This window comes from Aureimonas glaciei (assembly GCF_014643375.1).
Lineage (GTDB): Bacteria > Pseudomonadota > Alphaproteobacteria > Rhizobiales > Rhizobiaceae > Plantimonas > Plantimonas glaciei.
This window is the reverse complement of record NZ_BMJJ01000001.1, coordinates 1-16291: the sequence shown is the minus strand read 5'-3', so window position 1 is coordinate 16291 and position 16291 is coordinate 1. Positions and strand designations below refer to the sequence as shown.

Genomic DNA, 16291 nt, shown 5'->3' with positions numbered 1-16291 from the left:
TTTCCCAGCTCCAATCGGACGCCCCGTGCTCCGGGAGAGACGGGTTGTCCCACTGACATTCGTGAAGCATTTCCTTCGCATGCCGGCGCCTCCGCCGGAAGCGCGGCGTCGGCTTCGACACGCGCCACGGCGTCGGAAATCGTCGAACCTTGGTTGTCGGCGTTGGGCAATAGAAATGTTCGATGAATTTCCTGTCACAGTCTTCCTCCGCGCCTTCACCTTGATCCGACAGCGGAAACACTCTTCCGTTTACGTAACTGCCGAGACATCTAAACGGTTGAAAACGTTACGCTGCGATGCGAGCTGTTGAAACTTGGCGCGAAGCGCTTTAAGCCCTGCGGCAGAGTGCCGCCCGTGACAGACGCCCTGCGTCCGACGTGGGCTGCGGCGGGACCGGGATGAGTTTTTTGGACCCGACCGTCAATCAACTGTCAGTGATCGCGGCGTAGAGACGCCGAACAAACCGATACGAAGGACATCCATGGCCCGCAAGAAGATCGCACTCATCGGCTCCGGCATGATCGGCGGCACGCTCGCCCACCTCGCCTCGCTCAAGGAACTCGGCGACATCGTGATGTTCGACATCGCCGAGGGCACGCCGCAGGGCAAGGCGCTCGACATCGCCCAGTCCGGCCCGGTGGAAGGCTTCGACGCCAAACTCTCCGGCGCCAACGACTATGCCGGCATCGAGGGCGCGGACGTGTGCATCGTCACCGCCGGCGTGCCGCGCAAGCCCGGCATGAGCCGCGACGACCTGCTCGGCATCAATCTGAAGGTCATGGAGCAGGTCGGCGCCGGCATCGCCAAATACGCGCCGGACGCCTTCGTCATCTGCATCACCAACCCGCTCGACGCCATGGTCTGGGCGCTGCAGAAGTTCTCCGGCCTGCCGAAGAACAAGGTCGTCGGCATGGCCGGCGTGCTCGACTCCGGCCGTTTCCGCACCTTCCTCGCCACCGAGTTCAACGTCTCGGTGCAGGACGTCACCGCCTTCGTGCTCGGCGGCCACGGCGACACCATGGTGCCGCTGACGCGCTATTCGACGGTCGCCGGCATCCCGCTGACCGATCTCGTCAAGATGGGCTGGATCTCCAAGGAGAAGCTGGAAGAGATCGTCCAGCGCACCCGCGACGGCGGCGCCGAGATCGTCGGCCTCTTGAAGACCGGCTCGGCCTATTACGCCCCGGCGGCCTCGGCGATCGAGATGGCCGAGAGCTACCTCAAGGACAAGAAGCGCGTCCTGCCCTGCGCCGCCGCCCTCAAGGGCGAGTACGGCCAGAAGGACATGTACGTCGGCGTTCCCTGCGTCATCGGCGCCGAGGGCGTCGAGCGCGTCATCGAGATCGAGCTGATCGGCGACGAACAGGCGCAGTTCGAGAAATCGGTCGCCTCGGTGCGCGGCCTGATGGACGCCTGCGCCGCCATCGCCCCCAACCTCGCCTGATCCCGAAGGGCCGGCCTCGCGCCGGCCCTTTTGGCATCCGACACCTGGCGCGCCGAGAGGCTGCGACCGCCCCACGGAAAAGAGATTTTCGATGAACATCCACGAATACCAGGCCAAGGAAGTCCTGAAGAGCTTCGGCGCGCCCGTCGCCATGGGCGTCGCCATTACCTCGGCCAGCGAAGCGGAAGCCGCGGCCAAGCAGCTGCCGGGCCCGCTCTACGTCGTAAAGAGCCAGATCCATGCCGGCGGTCGCGGCAAGGGCAAGTTCGTCGAGCTCGGCCCCGATGCCAAGGGCGGCGTGCGCCTGTCGCGCTCGATCGAGGAAGTCGTCGCCAACGCGAAGGAAATGCTCGGCCACACGCTGGTGACGAAGCAGACGGGCGATGCCGGCAAGGTGGTCAACCGCCTCTACATCGAGGACGGCGCCGACATCGACCGCGAGCTCTATCTCTCGATCCTCGTCGACCGCTCGGTCGGCCAGGTCGCCTTCGTCGTCTCCACCGAGGGCGGCATGGACATCGAGACGGTGGCGCACGACACGCCGGAGAAGATCGTCACCGTCGCGATCGACCCGACGGCCGGCGTCACCGATGCCGATGCCGCCAAGCTCTGCGACGCGCTCGAGCTCGAGGGTCAGGCGCGCGCCGATGGCCTGCTGCTCTTCCCGATCCTCTATGACGCCTTCACCCAGAAGGACATGGCGCTGCTCGAGGTGAACCCGCTGATCGTCATGAAGGACGGCCGTCTGCGCGTTCTCGACGCGAAAATGTCCTTCGACGGCAACGCGCTCTACCGCCATGACGACATCAAGGCGCTGCGCGACGAGAGCGAGGAGGACGCCAAGGAGATCGAGGCGTCGAAATACGACCTCGCTTATGTCGCGCTCGACGGCGACATCGGCTGCATGGTCAACGGCGCCGGTCTCGCCATGGCGACCATGGACATCATCAAGCTCTACGGCGCCGAGCCCGCGAACTTCCTCGATGTCGGCGGCGGCGCCAACAAGGAGAAGGTCACCAACGCCTTCAAGATCATCACCGCCGACCCGAACGTGAAGGGCATCCTCGTCAACATTTTTGGCGGGATCATGAAGTGCGACGTGATCGCCGAGGGCGTCGTTGCCGCGGTCAAGGAGGTCGGCCTCACCGTGCCGCTGGTGGTCCGCTTGGAGGGCACGAATGTCGAGCTCGGCAAGAAGATTTTGAACGAGAGCGGGCTGGCCATCACGGCGGCCGACGATCTCGACGACGCGGCGAAGAAGATCGTCGCCGCCGTCAAGGGTTGAAGCTCAACACAGGATCACACATAATTGGGCTGTGTGATCCTGTGGAGATTGGAAGCATGAAGAACGTCACGCTCGCCATTGAAGACGAAGTTCTCGACCGAGCCCGGGCTTATGCGGTCAAGCGCGGCACGACGCTGAACGCCATCGTGCGTCAGCATCTGGAGAGCCTGGGCGAAAACGAGGAACGTCTCGCCCAGGCCATGCGCGAACTCAGGGCCATGAGCGAGACGACGGTAGCGCGTCTCGGGCCGGACTATCGTTTCGATCGGGAGGGCATCTATGCGGAGCGAATGCTTCCTCGACACGAACGTCCTGATCTACGCGGCGACGGGGAGACATGAGTATCCCCGGCACTGGGAGATCGCCCACGAGATCCTGGGCGCCGGTGGCAACGGGCTGTCCGGACAGGTGCTGGCGGAGTTCTATGCCAACACCACCAAGAAGCTGGGGCTACCGCCGGGCGAAGCCTACGAGTGGATCCGGCGCTTGGCCTTCATGCCCGTCGTTGCCGGCGACGCGGACCTCGTCGTCGAGGGCATCGCGCTCTCGCAGCGATACAAGATTTCATACTGGGACGCGGCCGTCATCGCCGCGGCCGAGCGTCTCGGAGCCGGGACGCTCTACACCGAAGACCTCAATCACGGGCAGTTCTACGGCACTGTCCGCGTTTGCAATCCCTTCCTCGATCGCTGAGGCGACCGGGGCTCTTTCATCCAGCGCCTACCCGCGCGACGGAGCCATCTGACTCATGTCCATTCTCGTCGACAAGAACACCAAGGTCATCGTCCAGGGCCTGACCGGCAAGACCGGCACCTTCCACACCGAGCAGGCGCTGGCCTATCACGGCACGCAGATGGTCGGCGGCACGCACCCGAAGAAGGGCGGCGAGACCTGGACCGGCTCGAAGGGCGAGAGCCTGCCGATCTTCACCTCGGTCGCAGAGGCCAAGGATCGCACCGGCGCCAACGCCTCGGTGATCTACGTCCCGCCGGCGGGTGCCGCCGCGGCGATCCTCGAGGCGATCGAGGCGGAGATCCCGCTGATCGTCTGCATCACCGAGGGCATTCCGGTGATGGACATGGTCAAGGTGAAGGCGCGGCTCGACGCCTCGTCGTCGCGGCTGATCGGCCCGAACTGCCCGGGCGTGATGACGCCCGACCAGTGCAAGATCGGCATTATGCCGGGCAACATCTTCAAGAAAGGCTCGGTCGGTATCGTTTCGCGCTCGGGAACGCTTACCTATGAGGCGGTCTTCCAGACGACGAACGAGGGCCTTGGCCAGACGACGGCCGTCGGCATCGGCGGCGATCCGGTCAAGGGCACCGAGTTCATCGACATGCTGGAGATGTTCCTGGCCGACCCCGAGACGCAGTCGATCGTGATGATCGGCGAGATCGGCGGCTCGGCCGAGGAGGACGCGGCGCAGTTCATCGCCGACGAGAAGAAGAAGGGCCGGTCCAAGCCCATGGTCGGCTTCATCGCCGGCCGCACGGCACCGGCCGGCCGCACCATGGGCCATGCCGGCGCGGTCGTCTCCGGCGGCAAGGGCGGCGCGGAGGACAAGATCGCGGCGATGGAAGCCGCCGGCATCCGCGTCTCGCCCTCGCCGGCGCAGCTCGGCAAGACGCTGGCGGCGCTGCTGCGCGGCTGAGGCGGCAGGCGGCGACAAATGTCGCTGTCGGCATCAGATTGCCGATTTCGGTCGGCATAAGGACCCGCGCCGCCGGCATTGTCGGCGGCCGGAAATGAGCCGGAGGCGCAGGGCGGTGCGTGGATCCGGCAATGAAGGCGCAGCGCGGGGACATGGGGTCCCGGTTGCGCGCAACCCAGATCGAAGGAGACGGCGTCCCGACGGCGCCGCGACATACGATGGCACGCACGACCGATAACGACACGCTGGCGCTGACTTCCTTCCTCTATGGCGGCAATGCCGACTATATCGAGGACATGCACGCGCGCTACGAGACCGACGAGTCCTCGGTGACGCCGGAATGGGCCGACTTCTTCCGGTCGCTGAAGGACGACAAGGCCGCGGTGATCAAGAGCGCCGAGGGCGCCTCCTGGACGCAGAAGAACTGGCCGATCGCCGCCAATGGCGAGCTCGTCTCGGCGCTCGACGGCGACTGGGGCACGGTCGAGGCGAAGGTCGCCGGCAAGGTCAAGGCGACGGCCGAGAAGGCCGGCGCCACCCTCAGCCAGAAGGACGTGACGCAGGCGACGCAGGATTCGGTGCGCGCCATCATGCTGATCCGCGCCTTCCGCGTGCGCGGCCATCTCCACGCCAAGCTCGATCCGCTCGGCATCGCCGCCCAGCCCGACGACGACTACAACGAGCTGTCGCCAAAGGCCTACGGCTTCACCGAGGCCGACTACGACCGCAAGATTTTCATCGACAACATGCTCGGCATGGAGTTTGCGACGCTCCGCCAGATCGTCGACATCCTGACGCGGACCTATTGCTCGACCTTCGGCATCGAGTTCATGCACATGTCGAACCCGGCCGAGAAGGCCTGGCTGCAGGCGCGCATCGAAGGCCCGGACAAGGGCGTCGCCTTCACGCCCGAGGGCAAGCGCGCGATCCTGAACAAGCTGATCGAGGCCGAGGGCTTCGAAAAGTTCATCGACGTCAAGTACAAGGGCACCAAGCGTTTCGGCCTCGACGGCGCGGAATCGCTGATCCCGGCGCTCGAGCAGATCATCAAGCGCGGCGGCCAGCTCGGCCTGAAGGAAATCGTCTTCGGCATGGCCCATCGCGGCCGGCTGAACGTGCTTTCCCAGGTCATGGCCAAGCCCCACCGGGCGATCTTCCACGAATTCTCCGGCGGCTCGTACAAGCCCGAGGACGTCGAAGGCTCGGGCGACGTGAAATACCATCTCGGCGCCTCGTCGGACCGCGAGTTCGACCAGAACAAGGTGCATCTGTCGCTGACGGCCAATCCCTCGCATCTCGAGATCGTCAATCCCGTGGTGATGGGCAAGGCCCGCGCCAAGCAGGACGCGCTCGTCGGCGGCACGCGCACCGAGGTCGTGCCGGCCGAGGTTCGGGCCCAGGTGCTGCCGCTCCTCATTCACGGCGACGCGGCCTTCGCCGGCCAGGGCGTCGTCGCCGAATGTTTCGGCCTCTCCGGCCTGCGCGGCCACCGCGTCGGCGGGTCCGTGCATTTCATCATCAACAACCAGATCGGGTTCACGACGAACCCGCGTCTGTCGCGCTCTTCGCCCTATCCGTCCGACGTCGCCAAGATGGTCGAGGCGCCGATCTTCCACGTGAATGGCGACGATCCGGAAGCGGTGGTCTATGCGGCGAAGATCGCCACCGAATTCCGCATGCAGTTCCACAAGCCCGTCGTCATCGACATGTTCTGCTATCGCCGCTTCGGCCATAACGAGGGCGACGAGCCCGGCTTCACCCAGCCGATCATGTACCGCTCGATCCGCAACCACCCGACGACGCTCGAGATCTATTCCAAGAAGCTGGTCGACGAGGGCACGCTCAGCCAGGAGGACATCGACGCCCGCAAGGCGGAGTGGCGCGCGCATCTCGAAGCCGAGCACGAGGCCGGCCAGCACTACAATCCGAACAAGGCCGACTGGCTGGACGGCGCCTGGTCGGGCCTGCGCCGGGCCGAGCAGGAGGACGAGCCGCGCCGCGGCGTCACCGGCGTTCAGCTGAAGACGCTGAAGGAAATCGGCAAGAAGCTGTCGGAAGTGCCGGAGGGCTTCGAGGTCCACAAGACCATCCAGCGTTTTCTCGACAACCGCTCGAAGGCGATCGAAACCGGCGAGGGCGTCGACTGGGCGACCGCTGAAGCCTTGGCCTTCGGCACTCTGGTGACCGAGGGGTCACCGATCCGGCTGTCCGGCCAGGATTCCGAGCGCGGCACGTTCTCCCAGCGCCATTCGGTGCTCTACGACCAGCGCGACGAGACGCGATACGTGCCGCTGGCGAACCTCGCCAAGGGCCAGGCGATCTACGAGGTCATCAATTCGATGCTCTCGGAAGAGGCCGTGCTCGGCTACGAATACGGCTACTCGCTGGCCGAGCCGAACGCGCTGACGCTTTGGGAGGCGCAGTTCGGCGATTTCGTCAACGGCGCGCAGGTCGTCATCGACCAGTTCATCTCGTCGGGCGAGGCCAAGTGGCTGCGCATGTCGGGCCTGGTGATGCTTCTGCCGCACGGTTACGAAGGCCAGGGACCGGAGCATTCCTCCGCCCGTCTCGAGCGCTTCCTGCAGCAGTGCGCGCAGGACAACATGCAGGTCGCCAACGTCACCACGCCGGCGAACTATTTCCACATCCTGCGCCGGCAGATGAAGCGCGACTTCCGCAAGCCTTTGATCCTGATGACGCCGAAATCGCTGCTGCGCCACAAGCGGGCGGTCTCGAACCTGTCGGAGATGTCGGGCGACACCTCCTTCCATCGCCTGCTCTGGGACGATGCCGAGATCAAGAAGGACGGCCCGATCAAGCTGGTCAAGGACGCCAAGATGAGGCGCGTCGTGATCTGCTCGGGCAAGGTCTATTACGACCTGTTCGAGGAGCGCGAGAAGCGCGGCATTGACGACGTCTACCTCCTGCGCCTCGAGCAGCTCTATCCGTTCCCGGCGAAAGCCCTGATCGGCGAGCTCTCGCGCTTCAAGCAGGCGGAGATCGTCTGGTGCCAGGAAGAGCCGAAGAACATGGGCGCCTGGTCCTTCATCGACCCCTATCTGGAATGGGTGCTGGAGCATATCGGCGCGGAAAAGCGCAAAGTTCGCTATGCCGGCCGCGCCGCCGCGGCCTCGCCGGCCGCCGGCACGATGTCGAAGCACCTGTCCCAGCTCGAAGCCTTCCTCGAAGAGGCGCTCGGCTGACGCCGAGCCCCTCTCTCTCCCGCAGTCTTTCGTGATGCGCGAAAGCTTTCCTGGCCGAACCTCGAAGAGATCGATCATCCGATGAGCACCGAAATCAAAGTCCCGACGCTTGGCGAATCCGTCACCGAAGCCACGGTCGGGCAGTGGTACAAGAAGGTCGGCGACCGCGTCGAACTCGACGAGACCATCGCCGAGCTGGAAACCGACAAGGTGACGGTGGAAGTGCCGTCGCCCGCCGCCGGCATCCTTGAGGAGATCCTCGTCCAGGACGGCGAGACGGTCGCCGCTGGCGCGCTGCTTGGCTCGATCGGCGAGGGCGGTTCCGCCTCCGCTACCCCGGCCAAGCCAGCCGCGGCGGCCCCTGCAGCGGCAGCGCCCGCCGCCGCCGCACCGGCGCCGAAGGTCGAGGCGCCGGCGGCTCCTGCTGCCGCTTCCGGCAGCATGCCGGCCGCGCCCTCGGCGCAGAAGCTGATGACCGAGAACAACCTCACCGACGTGGACGGTTCGGGGCGTCGCGGCCAGGTGCTGAAGGGCGACGTCCTCGCCGCCATCGCTCGCGGCGCGCCGTCCGCGCCGGCGGAGAAGGCGCCCGCCGCGCCCCGCGCCCCATCCTCGGCCGAGGACGCGCCGCGCGAGGAGCGGGTGAAGATGACCCGCCTGCGCCAGACCATCGCCCGCCGTCTGAAGGACGCGCAGGACACGGCCGCCATGCTCACCACCTTCAACGAGGTGGACATGTCGGCGGTGATGACGCTGCGCACCAAGTACAAGGACCTGTTCGAGAAGAAGCACGGCGTGAAGCTCGGCTTCATGGGCTTCTTCACCAAGGCGGTCTGCCATGCGCTGAAGGAGATCCCGGCCGTGAACGCCGAGATCGACGGAACCGACCTCGTCTACAAGAACTACGCCCATATCGGCGTCGCCGTCGGCACGCCGAAGGGACTCGTCGTGCCGGTGGTGCGCGATGCCGACCAGATGTCGATCGCCGAGATCGAAAAGGAGATCGGTCGCCTGGGTCTGGCTGCCCGCGACGGCAAGCTCGGCATGGCCGACATGCAGGGCGGCACCTTCACCATCTCGAACGGCGGCGTCTACGGCTCGCTGATGTCGACGCCGATCCTGAATGCCCCGCAGTCGGGCATTCTCGGCATGCACAAGATCCAGGAGCGGCCGGTGGCGATCGGCGGGCAGGTCGTGATCCGCCCGATGATGTACCTGGCGCTCAGCTACGATCACCGCATCGTCGACGGCAAGGAAGCGGTGACCTTCCTCGTCCGCGTCAAGGAGAGCCTCGAAGACCTGGAGCGTCTGGTTCTCGACCTCTAGGAACGGCAAGGGGAGGGGGCGGTCATGCAGACCTGGATCGCCCTCTCCGAAATCCTGCGCAATCTGGCTCTGGCTGTCGCGGCCGGCATCGGTGCTTTCCTGGCCTGGCGTAAGCTCGGGCCGGAGACGTCGCAAGTGGAGCTCGCGCGGCGGGCGCATGTCACCGAACTGTTCAATCGCGCGGCCGGCCAGCTGGGGGACGAACGTCTTGAGGTTCGCCTGGCGGCGATCTACGTTCTGAGGGAAGTGGGACGCGACTTTCCCGATCTCTCAAGGCCGGTCTTCGAACTGCTGCAGATCCATCTTCAGGGGAAGCAGGCCGAGTACGGTGATCGCGAGCCTCCCGTGGACATCCGTGTCCTGATCGAAGTCTTGAGCCGGGGAAGGAAAGGGCATTGAGCGCAGTGTTCGACCGTGATCCTTTTCGTATCAGACTGCGCGACGTTTTCATGCGCCGCACCGATTGGAGCGGGGCCGACCTGATCGAGGCCGACCTTTCCGGATCGGATCTCAGCCACGCCAGCCTCGCCGGGGCCAATCTCGAAAGCGCCAAGCTTGATGGCACCATCCTCCGGGGCGCCGATCTGACCGACGCGCAGAACTTGACGGTCGAGCAACTCCGGGGCGCCATCCTCGACGCCGAGACGAAACTGCCCGCCTATATCGATGGCTCCTTGCTGAGCCTGGCTGCGGCGGAGTGAGGCGTCTCCAACCCAAGTCTGGAACATCATGACGGACAAGGTGATCATCGTCACCGGCGGCAGCCGGGGCATTGGCGCCGCCACGGCGATCCTGGCGGCCAAGGCCGGCTATGCCGTGGTGGTCAACTATGCCGCCAATGCTGAAGCGGCGGCTGCCGTCGTCGCCGAGATCGAGGCGACGGGTGGCCGCGCCGTCGCTGTCGCCGGCGATGTGGGTGTCGAGGCGGATGTCATGGCGATCTTCGCCGCCGCCGACAGGCTCGGGACTCTCGCCGTGCTCGTCAACAATGCCGGCGTCGTCGACCTGCCGTCCTCCGTCGCGGACATGAGCGAAGCGCGCCTCGAGCGCATGTTCCGCATCAACGTCATCGGCAGCTTTCTCTGCGCGCGCGAGGCGATCAATCGCATGGCGCTGTCGAAGGGCGGCAAGGGCGGGGCGATCGTCAACCTCACCTCGGCCGCCGCCAAGCTCGGCGGTCCCGGCCAGTTCGTCGACTACGCCGCCTCCAAGGGCGCCATCGACACGTTTACCGTCGGCCTCGCCAAGGAAGTCGTGGGCGAAGGCATCCGCGTCACCGCCGTTCGCCCTGGCATCATCGAGACCGACATCCACGTCTCCGGCGGCACGCCCGACCGGGTGGCCGAGATGACCCCGAACCTGCCGATGAAGCGCCCCGGCACGGCCGAGGAAGTGGCGAAGGCGATCCTATGGCTCGCCTCGCCGGAAGCGAGCTATTCCACCGGCGCGATCCTCGACGTCTCCGGCGGCCGTGCGATCCTGCCGTGAGCATCCCGTTCGCCAAGGCCCTGTGGCGGAGCGGTCCTCTGTTGGCCCTCTTCCTCGCGCTGCCGTTCGGCGCCAGCGTCCCCGCTTCTGCCGCCGAGCCCTCGCCGCCGGACTACCGCGACGACCGCTCGACGCCGGAAGCGGTGATCGGCTCGCTCTACAACGCCATCGACCGCCAGGAATATCTCCGCGCCTATTCCTATTTCCGCGACGAACCAGACCTGCCGGACTTCGAGACTTTCGCGGCGGGCTATGCCAAAACCGCCCGGACCCGGGTCAGGATGGGGCAGCCGACCGAAGAGGGCGGCGCCGGTTCGCTCTATTTCTCGCTGCCGGTCGCCGTCGAGGCGATCGGCACGGATGGCAGGGCCGAGGTGTTCACCGGCTGCTACGAGTTGCGCCTGGTGCAGCCGGCTGTCCAGGTCACGCCGCCCTTCAAGCCGATGGGCATCGTCAAGGGCAAGCTCGCCAAGGTCACGACGCCCTTCGACGCCGCCACGGGCACCTGCCCGGACCGCGGACTGCAATGACCGGCCATTTCGGCCCGAGGACATGACATGAACACGCCCCTCCCGATCGAACTGACGATCCTCGCCTGGTCCGTCCTTCTCCTCTTCGTCCACATCTCGCTGCAGGGCATGCTGGCGACGCGCGAGCGCGGCTCGGCCTGGAATGCCGGCCCGCGCGACGGCGAGATGCCAGCGCTCAGCCCGCTCGCCGGTCGCGCCGACCGTGCTCTGGCCAACTTCAAGGAAACCTATCCGGCCTTCATCGCCGCTGTGCTCGCCGTCGTCGTCTCCGGCCGCATGGGTGGCTGGTCGGAGGCCGGCGCCTGGCTCTGGCTCGTCGCCCGCCTCGTCTACATTCCGCTCTATCTCGCCGGCATTCCCTACATCCGCAGCCTCGTCTGGATGGTTTCGGCCGTCGGCATCGTCCTCGTCCTTTCGCAGCTCCTCTGAAATCCCCACATCCCTCTCAACCCTTCCGGCAATTCAAGAGAACATCATGGCTGACAGCACCCTCTACGATCTCGTCGTCATCGGCTCCGGCCCGGGCGGCTACGTCGCGGCGATCAAGGCGGCGCAGCTCGGCCTGAAGGTCGCCGTCGTCGAGAAGCGCATGACCTACGGCGGCACCTGCCTGAACGTCGGCTGCATCCCGTCCAAGGCGCTGCTGCACGCCTCCGAAATGTTCGCCGAGGCCGGCCACTCCTTCGGCGAGCTCGGCATCCAGGTCTCGCCGACGCTCGACCTGCCAAAAATGCTGGAGCACAAGGACAAGACGGTGAAGGCCAATGTCGACGGCATCGCCTTCCTGTTCAAGAAGAACAAGATCACCGGCATCACCGGTACCGGCACGATCAAGGCCGCCGGCACCGTCGAGGTCGCCAAGGCCGACGGCTCGACCGAGACGCTCTCGGCCAAGGCGATCTGCATCGCCACGGGCTCGGAAGTCGCCGGCATTCCCGGCGTCGACGTCGCCTTCGACGGCCAGGTGATCGTCTCCTCCGACGACGCCATCGCCCTGCCGAAGGTGCCGAAGAGACTCGTCGTCGTCGGCGGCGGCGTCATCGGCGTGGAGCTCGGCTCGGTCTGGTCGCGGCTCGGCGCTGAGGTGACCGTGGTCGAATATCTCGGAAAGCTGCTCGGCAGCATGGATGCGGACGTCTCGGCGCAGTTCCAGAAGCTCATCGTCAAGCAGGGCATCGAGGTGAAGCTCAATGCCAAGGTCACCAACGTCGTGCGCAACGGCGAGGGCGCTTCGGTGAGCTTCGAGCCGGTCGCCGGCGGCGCGGCGGAGACGCTGGAGGCCGACGTCGTGCTCGTCGCCACCGGGCGTCGCCCGTTCACCAAGGGCCTCGGCCTCGAAGAACTCGGCATCGCCACCGACCGCGTCGGCCGCGTCGAGATCGACGCGCATTTCCAGACGAGCGTTCCCGGCATCTACGCCATCGGCGACGCGGTTCGCGGGGCGATGCTGGCGCACAAGGCCGAGGACGAGGGCGTCGCGCTCGCCGAGATCCTCGCCGGCCAGGCCGGGCACGTGAACTACGGCGTCATCCCCGCCGTGGTCTACACGTCGCCGGAAGTCGCCTCGATTGGCCGGACGGAAGAGGAGCTGAAGGCGGACGGCATCGCCTACAAGGTCGGCAAGTTTCCGTTCACCGCCAATGGCCGCGCGCGCGCCATGCTGCACACCGACGGTTTCGTGAAGGTCCTGGCCGACAAGGACACCGACCGGGTGCTCGGCGTCCACATCCTCGGCCACAGCGCCGGCGACCTCATCCACGAAGGCGCCATCCTGATGGAGTTCGGTGGCTCGGCCGAGGATCTCGCCCGCACCAGCCACGCCCATCCGACGCTGTCGGAAGCCGTGCGCGAGGCGGCCTTCGCCGCCTTCTCCGGCAAGCCCATCCACGCCTGAGGCGAGAGTTCGCCCGGGCGGGCGGCCTCGAAACAACAAAGGCCCGGACCTGCCTTGGCAGGATCCGGGCCTTCGCCTGTCTGGAGGACAGTTCTGGTCGGGGCGATCAGCCCCTGTCGACGCCCGGCGTCGCGACGACCGGCGGCGTGCCGGAAGCGGTCTTCTGCGAGTAGGGGCAGGCCAACGCCGAGGTGGCGAAGCTCACGAGACTGAGACTGAGGACGGCGGCAGAAATCTTCTTCATGCAGGTCTCTCCTTCACGGTTACGGTCGAACGAGACTACGAACGGGGACGGCACGAGCGCAAGTCGCGCGCGGTTCACGTTCCGGTGCAGGCTCAAGGGGATAGGTTCGGCATCCGGCCCCGCGGGCGGTGCGGAAGCCCGATCGACCGGACGCCGGCCTCTCAGTCGAGACGCGTCACCGCGTATCCCTGCGCCCTCAGGAGCGCCACCAGACCCTCGTCGCCCGGCAAATGCAAAGCGCCGACGGCGACGAAGACGCCGCCCGGCTGCAGCAGCGGCGCCAGCCGCTCGGCCATACGGTGGTTGCGATCGTTGACCAGCCGACGCTCGAAGGCACCGGCCTCGCGGGCGAGGGCCGCGCTGCCGGGCGGCATCAGGACCTCCACCAGCGGCGATATGAGCGCGATGCGCCCGTCGAGATAAAGCTGCGTCATCGTCTCGAACAGGTCGGGCAGGCGGTCGCCCAGCGCGAGGGTCGAGACGAGGCTGGCGACCTGCAGATCCCAGGACATCGAGGCGAGCGCCTCCAGCTGCTCGCCGCCGCTTTCGAGGCCGAGCACCCGCTTGTCCGCCGCCTTCGCCTCCGCCGCCAGTGCGAGGTCGAGCGGCTTCTGGCCCTCAGCCAGCCGCGCCGTCTCGCAGGCCGGCAGCATCAGGCTGACCGCGACGAACCAGGGCTGCAGCGTCTCGACCGAGGCTGCGGGGATGCCGAGCCTCTCCAACTCGGCCGTGACAGCGACGGCCTGCGGGTCGGTGAGGATGTCGCTGAGTTTTCGGCCGGGCGGCAGATAGAGGAGATCGGGCCGCGCCAGCATCATCGCGGTGGTGGTCGCCGGGTCGAGAGCATCGGTGGTCTCGATGACCAGAGTGTCGGCCGCGCCGAACGCCTTCCTCGCCTCAGGCAAGAGGTCGAGCCGGGGATCGCTGAGATGCATGGTGCCGTAGAGAAACGAGGCGGTCTCGCCCGGGCGTTCGATCCGGTAGAATTTTCCCTCGCCGTCGGGCGTGGCCGCGGCCGCGGCCTCGAGCGGTGCGAGCTTGCCCGATTGGCGCAGTTCCGGCAGGAGATTTCTGCCGGCACAGGCGGTATCGGCCCGGGCGGCCGAGAACGGCGCTAGCAACAGCACGACGGCCAGCCAGGCCACAAGCCCAGGCCGGCCTCTCCCGTCGGGGCGCCGAAGGCGCGAGCACGACGCCCTTACCGGCCTTGCCTCGGCAGGCGCAAGGCATGGGACGGCCTTGTTCAGGACAGGGCGCAACATGTTAGCGCCGCCGCGCCCGGGGATGGGCGCTCTCGTAGATCGTCATCAGCCGGCCCTGGTCGACTGCGGTATAGTTCTGCGTCGTCGACAGCGAGGCGTGGCCGAGCAGATCCTGGATGGTCCTGAGGTCCCCCCCGGCAGCCAGGAGATGCGTGGCGAAGGAATGGCGCAGCGCATGCGGCGTCGCCGTGTCGGGCAGGCCGAGGGCGCCGCGCAGTTTCTGCATCTCCCGCTGAATGAGCTGCGGCCGGAGCGGCCCGCCGCGGTGGCCGCGAAACAGCGGCTCGGTCGCCACGAGATCATAGGGGCAGAGGCGGCGGTATTCGGCGGCGGCGGCGAGCACCGCCGGCAGCAGCGGCACGAGGCGGGCCTTGCCGCCCTTGCCTGTCACCGGCATCGAGCGGGCCAGGGGATCGGACAGCGCGTCGCCGGGCAGATCGAGGGCTTCGGAAATGCGCAGGCCGCAGCCGTAGAGGAGAGTCAGCACCGCGACATTGCGGGCCGAGATCCAGGGCTCCATGCCGAGCGCGCCGGCATCTTCGGAAACCTGCAGCGCGTCGGCGACGCTGAGCGGCCGCGGCAGGTTCTTGGCTTGCTTCGGCGCGCGCATCGCCTTGGCGCCGGCGGCGGAGGCCATGCCCCGCCGTTCGAGATGACGCAGGAAGGAACGCACGCCGGCGAGCCCGCGTCCCAGCGTCTTCGCCCCCGCGCCGTCGCGGCGGCGGGCGGCGAGAAAGGCGCGCAGGTCCGCGGGCCGGAGATCGGCGAGATCCTGGGTGTCGGCCGGGCGGCCCTGGTGGCCGGTCAGGAAGGAGAGAAACTGCCGGAGATCGCGCTCATAGGCCTCCAGCGTATTGGCCGCGGCGCGGCGCTCTTCCTCCAGCGCGCGCAGCCAGGCGGTCTTTTCGGCGAGCAGCGCGGGCGAGGCGTGGACGAGAAAGGGTTCGGCCATCAGGCACCTCTTCGGATCGGCCCCGCAGGATAGGCGCGGCGGGCGGGGATGGCGAGCCCGGGCGCCAGCGGCCGGCGCGAAAGCCGGGATGGGGGGTGAAAAACGGGCCGACCTTTCCTAGATGCGGTGGGCCCCACCGGCCTTTCCGGAAGAGGGCGACCGATCCATCCAACGGGACAGGAAATCCGATGAAACGTCACGCAACCGCGGTCTGGCACGGCGCTCTCGGCGACGGCAAGGGCGACCTCACCACCCAGTCGGGGGCCCTCGACCACCACGGCTATTCCTTCAAGGCTCGCTTCGAGGACGAGAGTGGCAAGTCCGGCACCAATCCGGAAGAACTCCTGGCCGCGGCCCATGCCGGCTGCTTCGCCATGCAGCTGTCGCATTTCCTGGCCGAGAACGGCACGCCCGCCGAAACGCTCGAGGCCAAGGCCGTAGTGACCCTCGATCCGTCCGCGGGCCAGGTGACGTCCAGCGCCATCACGCTGCGGGGCACCGTGCCCGGAATCGACGCGGAGACTTTTCAGGCGCTCGCCGAGAAGGCGAAGGCCGGATGTCCGATTTCCAAGGCGCTCGGCGCCATCACCGTGACGCTCGACGCCGCGCTCGCCTGACGGCGGCGCGCCGGCCTGGGGTCGGCCAGTCAGCGTGACGAAATGTCGAACCGGTCGCGTCCGCCTTCGGGCGCCGCGGCCGGAGAGGTCGGGGAGGCGGCACTGCCCGCCCCCGGCCCGCCAGAATGCCCAGCAAACACGCATCTTGTGCGCTGTTTTGGCTCACGCTTCGGCGATGCGCTGACCCTGGGGAAGAGCGGCGGTGGACCTTGTGACAGCGGGGTGACGCAGCGCAGCCCCTGCCCGGCAAGGCCTCGGTCGTGGCCAACCAATCCCAACCGTTTTCGAAATTTCTCGAAAAAGGTCGTTGACACTTTGGGATGGCGGGGCCTATAAACCGCCCATCGACGGAGACGGCGCCGCCGGCGAGCCAAACAGCTCGCACTGAGGTTAGC

General features: G+C 66.9%; 17 protein-coding genes. 14 read left to right on the top strand and 3 right to left on the bottom strand.

Annotated elements, in window-relative coordinates:
* The first annotated feature begins 481 nt into the window (after positions 1–481).
* The 13 genes from mdh to lpdA all read left to right on the top strand — a co-directional run bounded on the left by mdh (position 482) and on the right by lpdA (position 12821).
* Positions 482–1444: a malate dehydrogenase gene (gene mdh / locus IEX88_RS00085; protein ID WP_188848359.1), complete on the top strand. Its 963-nt coding sequence runs from the start codon at positions 482–484 to the stop codon at positions 1442–1444.
* 91 nt (positions 1445–1535) lie between these two features.
* The gene (sucC, locus tag IEX88_RS00080; RefSeq protein ID WP_188848358.1) at positions 1536–2729 is read left to right on the top strand and encodes an ADP-forming succinate--CoA ligase subunit beta; all 1194 of its coding nucleotides are present in this window, start codon (positions 1536–1538) and stop codon (positions 2727–2729) included.
* 56 nt (positions 2730–2785) lie between these two features.
* Positions 2786–3070, top strand: a complete 285-nt coding sequence (locus tag IEX88_RS00075; RefSeq protein ID WP_188848356.1) for a DUF6364 family protein — start codon at positions 2786–2788, stop codon at positions 3068–3070.
* The gene (locus IEX88_RS00070) at positions 3009–3422 is read left to right on the top strand and encodes a PIN domain-containing protein (RefSeq protein ID WP_188848354.1); all 414 of its coding nucleotides are present in this window, start codon (positions 3009–3011) and stop codon (positions 3420–3422) included. The genes IEX88_RS00075 and IEX88_RS00070 overlap by 62 nt, the downstream gene beginning before the upstream one ends.
* 55 nt (positions 3423–3477) lie before the next feature.
* Positions 3478–4380, top strand: a complete 903-nt coding sequence (sucD, locus tag IEX88_RS00065) for a succinate--CoA ligase subunit alpha (protein ID WP_188848352.1) — start codon at positions 3478–3480, stop codon at positions 4378–4380.
* Positions 4381–4598: 218 nt separating this feature from the next.
* Positions 4599–7583 (top strand): 2-oxoglutarate dehydrogenase E1 component, encoded by a 2985-nt coding sequence (locus IEX88_RS00060; RefSeq protein WP_188848350.1) that lies wholly within the window; start codon positions 4599–4601, stop codon positions 7581–7583.
* An 81-nt stretch (positions 7584–7664) separates the two neighbouring features.
* Positions 7665–8909 (top strand): 2-oxoglutarate dehydrogenase complex dihydrolipoyllysine-residue succinyltransferase, encoded by a 1245-nt coding sequence (gene odhB / locus IEX88_RS00055; protein WP_188848348.1) that lies wholly within the window; start codon positions 7665–7667, stop codon positions 8907–8909.
* A 24-nt stretch (positions 8910–8933) separates the two neighbouring features.
* Positions 8934–9308, top strand: a complete 375-nt coding sequence (locus IEX88_RS00050) for a hypothetical protein (protein WP_244639746.1) — start codon at positions 8934–8936, stop codon at positions 9306–9308.
* 5 nt (positions 9309–9313) lie between these two features.
* Positions 9314–9610 carry a pentapeptide repeat-containing protein gene (locus IEX88_RS00045; RefSeq protein ID WP_274604571.1) on the top strand — a complete coding sequence of 99 codons (297 nt, stop codon included), beginning with the start codon at positions 9314–9316 and terminating at the stop codon, positions 9608–9610.
* 28 nt (positions 9611–9638) lie between these two features.
* Positions 9639–10397: an SDR family oxidoreductase gene (locus IEX88_RS00040; protein WP_188848345.1), complete on the top strand. Its 759-nt coding sequence runs from the start codon at positions 9639–9641 to the stop codon at positions 10395–10397.
* 41 nt (positions 10398–10438) lie between these two features.
* Positions 10439–10927, top strand: a complete 489-nt coding sequence (locus IEX88_RS00035) for a hypothetical protein (RefSeq protein WP_188848343.1) — start codon at positions 10439–10441, stop codon at positions 10925–10927.
* 27 nt (positions 10928–10954) lie between these two features.
* Positions 10955–11356 carry an MAPEG family protein gene (locus IEX88_RS00030; RefSeq protein WP_188848341.1) on the top strand — a complete coding sequence of 134 codons (402 nt, stop codon included), beginning with the start codon at positions 10955–10957 and terminating at the stop codon, positions 11354–11356.
* A 46-nt stretch (positions 11357–11402) separates the two neighbouring features.
* On the top strand, positions 11403–12821 hold the full coding sequence (gene lpdA, locus IEX88_RS00025; RefSeq protein WP_188848339.1) for a dihydrolipoyl dehydrogenase: 1419 nt from the start codon (positions 11403–11405) through the stop codon (positions 12819–12821).
* Positions 12822–12927: 106 nt separating this feature from the next.
* On the opposite strand, the gene IEX88_RS00020 is transcribed toward lpdA, so the two are convergent.
* The 3 genes from IEX88_RS00020 to IEX88_RS00010 all read right to left on the bottom strand — a co-directional run bounded on the left by IEX88_RS00020 (position 12928) and on the right by IEX88_RS00010 (position 15279).
* The gene (locus tag IEX88_RS00020; RefSeq protein ID WP_188848337.1) at positions 12928–13065 is read right to left on the bottom strand and encodes a hypothetical protein; all 138 of its coding nucleotides are present in this window, start codon (positions 13063–13065) and stop codon (positions 12928–12930) included.
* Between the two features lie 161 nt (positions 13066–13226).
* Positions 13227–14210, bottom strand: a complete 984-nt coding sequence (locus IEX88_RS00015) for a TraB/GumN family protein (RefSeq protein WP_244639745.1) — start codon at positions 14208–14210, stop codon at positions 13227–13229.
* 118 nt (positions 14211–14328) lie between these two features.
* The gene (locus IEX88_RS00010) at positions 14329–15279 is read right to left on the bottom strand and encodes a tyrosine recombinase XerC (protein WP_188848324.1); all 951 of its coding nucleotides are present in this window, start codon (positions 15277–15279) and stop codon (positions 14329–14331) included.
* A 188-nt stretch (positions 15280–15467) separates the two neighbouring features.
* Here IEX88_RS00010 and IEX88_RS00005 point away from each other — a divergent pair, with 188 nt between their 5' ends.
* On the top strand, positions 15468–15896 hold the full coding sequence (locus tag IEX88_RS00005) for an OsmC family protein (RefSeq protein WP_188848322.1): 429 nt from the start codon (positions 15468–15470) through the stop codon (positions 15894–15896).
* Positions 15897–16291: the final 395 nt, after the last annotated feature.